The 6,573-nt window shown below is 40.4% G+C and carries 3 protein-coding genes; 1 reads left to right on the plus strand and 2 read right to left on the minus strand.

Annotated features, from left to right (window positions below; translation table 11 throughout):
* The first annotated feature begins 525 nt into the window (after positions 1 to 525).
* Positions 526 to 3,372, plus strand: coding sequence for a PVC-type heme-binding CxxCH protein (locus tag AAC037_RS17220; RefSeq protein ID WP_339904297.1), 2,847 nt, complete (start codon positions 526 to 528; stop codon positions 3,370 to 3,372).
* A gap of 362 nt (positions 3,373 to 3,734) precedes the next feature.
* Here AAC037_RS17220 and AAC037_RS17225 read toward each other — a convergent pair whose 3' ends face one another.
* Positions 3,735 to 5,234, minus strand: coding sequence for a BNR-4 repeat-containing protein (locus tag AAC037_RS17225; protein WP_339904299.1), 1,500 nt, complete (start codon positions 5,232 to 5,234; stop codon positions 3,735 to 3,737).
* Positions 5,235 to 5,289: 55 nt separating this feature from the next.
* Positions 5,290 to 6,573, minus strand: a 1,284-nt coding sequence (locus AAC037_RS17230; protein WP_339904301.1) for a SusD/RagB family nutrient-binding outer membrane lipoprotein, incomplete at its 5' end; no start/stop codon positions are given.

Below are 6,573 nucleotides of genomic sequence, written 5' to 3' on the forward strand. Positions count from 1 at the left end.
ATAAACGCTCTTCGTTTTGTCATGTTGATTTAAGATAAAATTTGGGTGAACAGCATATTAACCATAATTAATAATTAATTGAAACAAAAAGCGAATTTTTACATGCATCTTTTACTAAAAAGAAAAAAAAAACAATAAATAAACTCTTGCTGAGCCGGGCCTTGAAATCAATGAGCATGTTCTACCGTGAAAAGAAGCATGCATAATTCGTTTTTTTCAAACTCATAGAACCTAAAAATCCAAGTAAGTTTATCCATGAAAAGAACTATACTGTTTTGCTTACCATTATAAGATTGAAATAAAACATTAAAAATTTTTTCCTCCATCTAACATTGCTTTCTATTGCTATGATTTTTTTATACTTTTAACCTCTTCTGCGATTTGATAATTAGTCAATAGATTACTTGATCAAGCGCAAGCCAAAAACCTTTAATATCAATTAACATGCATAAAACCTTAAATAATCTAACACCCAAAATTTTTAGCAAAAATTCTTTGGGTGGAATTATTATCTGCCTTTCCTTCTTGAGCACTAGCTGTAAAGAGGAGGTTCGGGAAGAACCTTTCTCTTTAAATGAAAAATTTTATTCCGAGGACACACAACTCTATTTACCGGATGATTTGGAGGCAAGCTTATGGGCTGAATCCCCTCTTTTTTTCAATCCAACGAATATGGATGTAGACGCCAAAGGAAGAATCTGGGTTACTGAAGCCCTTAATTATCGTTTATTTCGTAATGACCCCAACAAATTTAAGCATCAGGAAGAAGGAGACAGGGTCATGATTCTTGAGGATAAAGACGGTGATGGAAAAGCTGAAAGCTCAAAGGTTTTTGTCCAAGACAAAGATTTAACTGCTCCCTTGGGTATTTCCGTAATAGGCAACAAAGTAATTGTTTCTAGCGGGCCTTCCGTGATCATCTATACAGATGAAGACGGTGATGACAAACCGGACAACAAAGAAATATTCTTAACCGGATTTGGCGGATATGATCATGATCATGGCTTACATGCCATGATGGCCGGGCCCGATGGAAAGTATTATTTTAATGCAGGAAATGCCGGACCACATATAGTAACAGACAAAAGCGGATGGACCCTCCGATCAGGAAGTTTATACAACGGGGGTTCCCCGCATATGATTGACAATGAGCCGGGAATGGTAAGTGACGATGGTAAAGTTTGGGTTGGGGGTATTGCCATGAGCATCAACCCTGATGGTACAGGCTTAAAGGTATTGGGTCATAATTTCAGAAATTCTTATGAATTGGCCCTAGATAGCTATGGCAATATGTGGCAAAATGACAATGATGACGATGGCAACAAAGGGGTACGTGTTTCTTGGTTAATGGAGGGTGGCAATATGGGCTATTTCAATACAGATGGCTCCAGAAAATGGCAGGCAGATAGACGGCCGGGCCAATCCATCCCTATGGCACATTGGCATCAAGATGACCCCGGCGTAATCCCATTTGGGGACAATACCGGTTCAGGGTCCCCTACTGGCATCACTTTCTATGAAAGTGATTTGATGGGAGAGAAATACCAAGGCACCCTACTCGCAAGTGAAGCTGGAAGAAACGTAATTCTTGCTTATAAACCTGAAGTTAAAGGAGCCGGTTTTGAACTAAAAAGGCATAACTTGATTACTTCCTTGCCTGAAGAAGAAGTGGAAGATGCAAAAAGCCGAGCGACAGATGCAGACAAAACCAAATGGTTTCGGCCAAGTGATGTAGTAGTCGGAACTGATGGTGCCATCTACGTGGCCGATTGGTACGATGGCATGGTAGGTGGACATCGAATGATAGACAGTACGGGCTTTGGTAGAATATATCGAATTACCCCTAAAGGTAAAAAATTAAGCCGTCCTGAGATTGACTTATCTACTACCCAAGGACAAATAGCTGCTTTAAAGAATCCTGCCGTCAATATTCGAAATTCCGGTTTTGGCTTGCTTGCATCCCAAGGTGCTCAGGCAGTAGATGCAGTAAAAGAAGTGTTGAAGGATAATAACCCTTACCACCAAGCAAGGGCCATTTGGCTTCTTTCCAAAATGGGCAATGAGGGGGTTCAAATTGTTGAGGAGCAGTTGGAGGCCGGTAATCCTGATTTAAGGTTAACGGCATTTAGGGCTTTGAGGCAGGTTACACCTGATATTTTGCCCTTTGCCAATAAGTTAAGTAAAGACCCATCTGCTGCCGTGCGTAGGGAAGTGGCAGTGGCCATGAGGGATATGCCGATGAATCAGGTAGAAGATGTTTTAATTGAGCTGGCCTCACAGCATGAGGGTGATGACAGGTATTATGTAGAGGCATTAGGTTTAGCCATGGATGGCAAAGAAGAAGAGGTCTACCCAACTCTTTTGGAAGAGTTAGGTGCTGAAGCCCTTGATTGGAAACCGGGGTTTGAAGACCTCACCTGGCGTTTGCATCCCAAGCAGGCAGTCAACAGCTTGAAAAAAAGGGCCATGTCTACACAATTAACAGAGGCGCAACGAAAAAAAGCCGTAACAGCGCTCGGCTTTATCAATGACCAAAAAGCAGTAAATGCCATGCAAGAAATTGCTGCTTCGGATATTGCGGATGTGAAAGACCAGGCTTTGTGGTGGTTAAGGTATAGAAGAAACAATGAATGGAATGGTTATGAGATGGAAATTCCTGAATTAAAAGCCAACCTAAGCCCGGAAATTCAAAAGGAAATGTTGGCGAATAAATCCATTCTAACTCAAAACAGCAGCTTGGAAGCAGAAAAAATAAAAGCAGCCCAGGCCATGGCGAAAGACAAAACCGGTGGCATGATGTTGATTGGTTTGGCAGAAAAAGAAGCACTTTCGGAGCAATTAAAAACCGAAATTAGTAAGGTGATTTTCCAAAATCCTGAACAAGCCATTCGTGTATTGGCAGGTGATTATTTCAGTAAACCTACAACAGCACAGGACATCACATTGGAGGATGTAAGTGCGATAGAAGGCGATGTAGCTAAAGGAAAGCAAGTTTTTCTAGGCAAATGTGCCACCTGTCATCAAGTAGGTGATGAAGGCCGTAACATTGGCCCAAATTTAAGCATGATTGGAGCCAAGCTTGACCAGAATGGTTTGTTTGATGCCATCAGCAATCCAAGTGCAGGGGTGGCCTTTGGCTATGAATTGTGGCTGATCAGCTTAAAAGATGGAACTGTTGCTTATGGATTTCTACAGGCTGATGGGCCTATTGTTGTTTTGGAGGGACTTCAAAATGAAGTATACAATATACAAGCAGAAGACATCTCCTCAAGAAAAAGATTTGCGACCAGCATTATGCCAAAACCTGCTGATTTAGCATTGAATAAAACCGATATTTCAAACCTTACCGCTTATTTGCAGGGATTGAAATAGCAACCCATAATAAAAATTAGAAAGGAATCGCCAATCATTTTCCTGTGTCATAGACAGCAAAATGATTGGCGATATTATTTTAACCGAAATAGGAAATAGTAATACGTGGACTTTACCTAAATACAAATCAATCGATTGGATACTGCAGCAAAGCCAAAAAACGCTGATCTGGGTCAATAAAGCTACAAAGCACCCGATTTTGAAGTGATTTCATCTGATAATACAATACCTATTTCATATGTTTGGTTAAACATTAAAATATTGAAACGTCAATTAACAAGCATTAAACCTTCTCTGCCTAATTGGCTACAACATACCAGCTAAGGAAGCCCTTATTAAGGGATCAATTATTAAGGGATCAATTATTTTTTCAATTTCACTTTTTTACTTTTCATTTTTTGCGGCAACATGGATACATTGCCTTCTTTATCGCTAATAAATAAACGAGATTCAGAAGATTTTCTACCATGGCCATCTGCCCAAATGGCATAAAAATCAGGATGTGCATTGACCGGTCTTCTTGCGTAGGTGTGATTATAGGGACTATCAGCAGTCATTTGCTTAACCATCTCCCAAGATTTTCCTTGATCAGTGCTTTGCCAAAGGGCAATTTCTCCTCCCGGGTTATAGGGCTGTGGCCCTACTTCAGTAGGAGCAATTATACGCCAAGTACCTTTTTCATCAATATACAGGGAACCCATGTCGTAGTTATTATCGGAAGTGGTAACGTTGTTGATTTCCCACTCCGTGCCATTCCATCGGGCTGTCCTCCAAGTTCTAGGGCCATTTTGTGGCCCTGCTTCAAAGCCTTTGGAAGTTATAAAAAGAATTACTGGCCTGTTTTCATTGTCATAGGTTATGTCCTTCATATAGACATTAAGGTTTTCATCGTAATAATTGTAAACCAACCCTGCATTTTCTATGGAAGTCAAAGGTAAAGACAAAGCAGTACCATCGGCTGCTCTCCACGTTTCTCCAAAATCAGGTGATTCCACATAATAAAGGTTGGTTCGCCAGTTTAAGCCGTTCTTTTCTTTAGTATCCGGATGAAAATTAAAGGCAGAGCCAACCAACTCATTTCCAACAGCACTGATTTGGTAATGCCCTTTTTTGATGGCTGCGATGCGTTTCCATTCTGACCAGTTTTTCCCATCCCGGCTTGTCATAAAGCAGATCGTCCGGTCTGCAGGATATTTGTACCTTGTAAAAAAGCTTACAAAGCCCTTATCCGGAACATTCCAAGTCTGCATATAGGAGAAGTTATCCAGAGGCACTTTTTCTCCATTTTCTAATTTATTAGCCTCCACCACTTCAAATGATTTTATATCATAGGGTTTGCGGCTTCTGTGAACATAAGAAGGCCTGGAAGTACCATGGGAGGTAGAGAATAAATAAATATAACCATCCTTATCTATAGAAATGATGGGGTTGTCATGCGCATCTATGGTATTCTTATCCAACACTAAGGTTGGCTTGGGCACTTCCCCGGTTTCATGATCATAGTAGGAAACCATGTGATACAAAGTAGAATTTTCAGCATTTGTTCCTCCATAGCAAAAGAAGGTTTTATTTACCTCTTTCCGGTAAATTGCTATTGGATTGTGCTTGGCAGTATAGGTGGCCAATCCTCCACTATATTTAAATTTATATTCATTGTCCAATGGCTGGTTCATGTACCATATTCCATTGTAGCCATCCTGCTTTTTATTGACTAAAACACCATCATGCCTTTGTAGATCAGGATGTAATTTAGCGTTTTCATCTTTTGATTGTTTATCCTTTGACTGGTCTTGTCTTTGCACCGAACATCGGGCAAACAATAAGGAGATAAAGATCAAAAGGACAATTTTTGTGTTTTTCATGTATTCTTTTCTATTGGATAATAAAATATTATAAAGGTTTTGCTAGCATAATAGCTCAATTTTTTGCCCACCATACAGGTATTTCATAAATGGTTTGGTCATTGATGTCAGAAGGAGTATTGGGATTTCTATTGACCTCAGAAGGCGGATAAGGCAACCTTAATGGAGTTCCTTGGGGGTCGTTCATTTGAGGTATACCTGTTCTTCGGTAGTCATTATAAGCCTCTATGGATTGAAACATCCAAAAAGAAATGTTCTTTTGGCCAATAATATGGTCCATACTCAAATTATTTGCCCCGGGAAAAACAGTACCTTGGTTTAAGTATTCATCTATTTCACCTTCAGAAATTCCAGACCTTCTACAAGCCGATTCAACAGCTTCTTGATAAGCCACATAAGCTTCCTCATTTAATCCCAACCTAAACTTTGCCTCTGCCTCCAAAAATTTCATTTCATCATAAGTAATCAACGGCTGTGGTGCCTCGTCATACAGAACCGTTTCTGTTGATGGTGCTGAATAAACGGAATGGGTCTGATCTGACTGGGCTTGTCCGGTTGGAGCGCCAACAAATTCATCATTTATTCTGGTAAACCATCTGTTTGCCCTGGGGTCAGTATAGTCCGAATCGTTAAAACTGTTGACTAAATCAAGGAAGGTCTGGCTTACCGCATAGGTTTGTTCGGACTTCTGCCATCCGGCCCATGGGTTATCATTGGTATTTCCCGACAGGTAACCATCAAAAATCATCCCTTCATCTTCAGATTCAAAAGTGTTTGCTAGGGCATCTATCACATTTTGGGCTGAAGCTTCCGGTTGTATATTACTTAACCTATTGTAAAAGCGTGCTTTTAGCCCATAGGCAGCCTTTTTCCACATTTCTGTATCCCCTTCATAAATTAGGTCAAACCTAGAAATATCTCCAATGGATTCCCTATGCAGGTCTACTATGGCCTCATCAAGCAAGTTTTGCAAAAAGGCATATATAGTCTCTTGATTATCAAATGTCGGCGAGCGATTTTCGCTTCCTTTATTTGCCTCAGAATGGGGCATCTCCCCAAAGAAATCTGTTCCAACACTTAAAGTATAAGCGTAGAGCACTTTAGCGATACCTACAGCATGAAACTGACCTTCTTCGTTCCCTCCTATTGAACCTTTTTCGATAATGGTGTTAAGGTCTTTTAAGGTATAGTAAGTACTGCCCCAAACATTATCATTTACATTAAAAGGCATTCTAGGGTTAAGGTGTACATTGGTCGTATGCTCTACAAAAAAACAAGCATACTCTCCTCCACCATCTCCTGCAACACCGTGTACTGTGCTGACGGTAACTTGAGGCAA

Source organism: uncultured Cyclobacterium sp. (assembly GCF_963976465.1).
In the GTDB taxonomy this organism is placed as follows: domain Bacteria; phylum Bacteroidota; class Bacteroidia; order Cytophagales; family Cyclobacteriaceae; genus Cyclobacterium.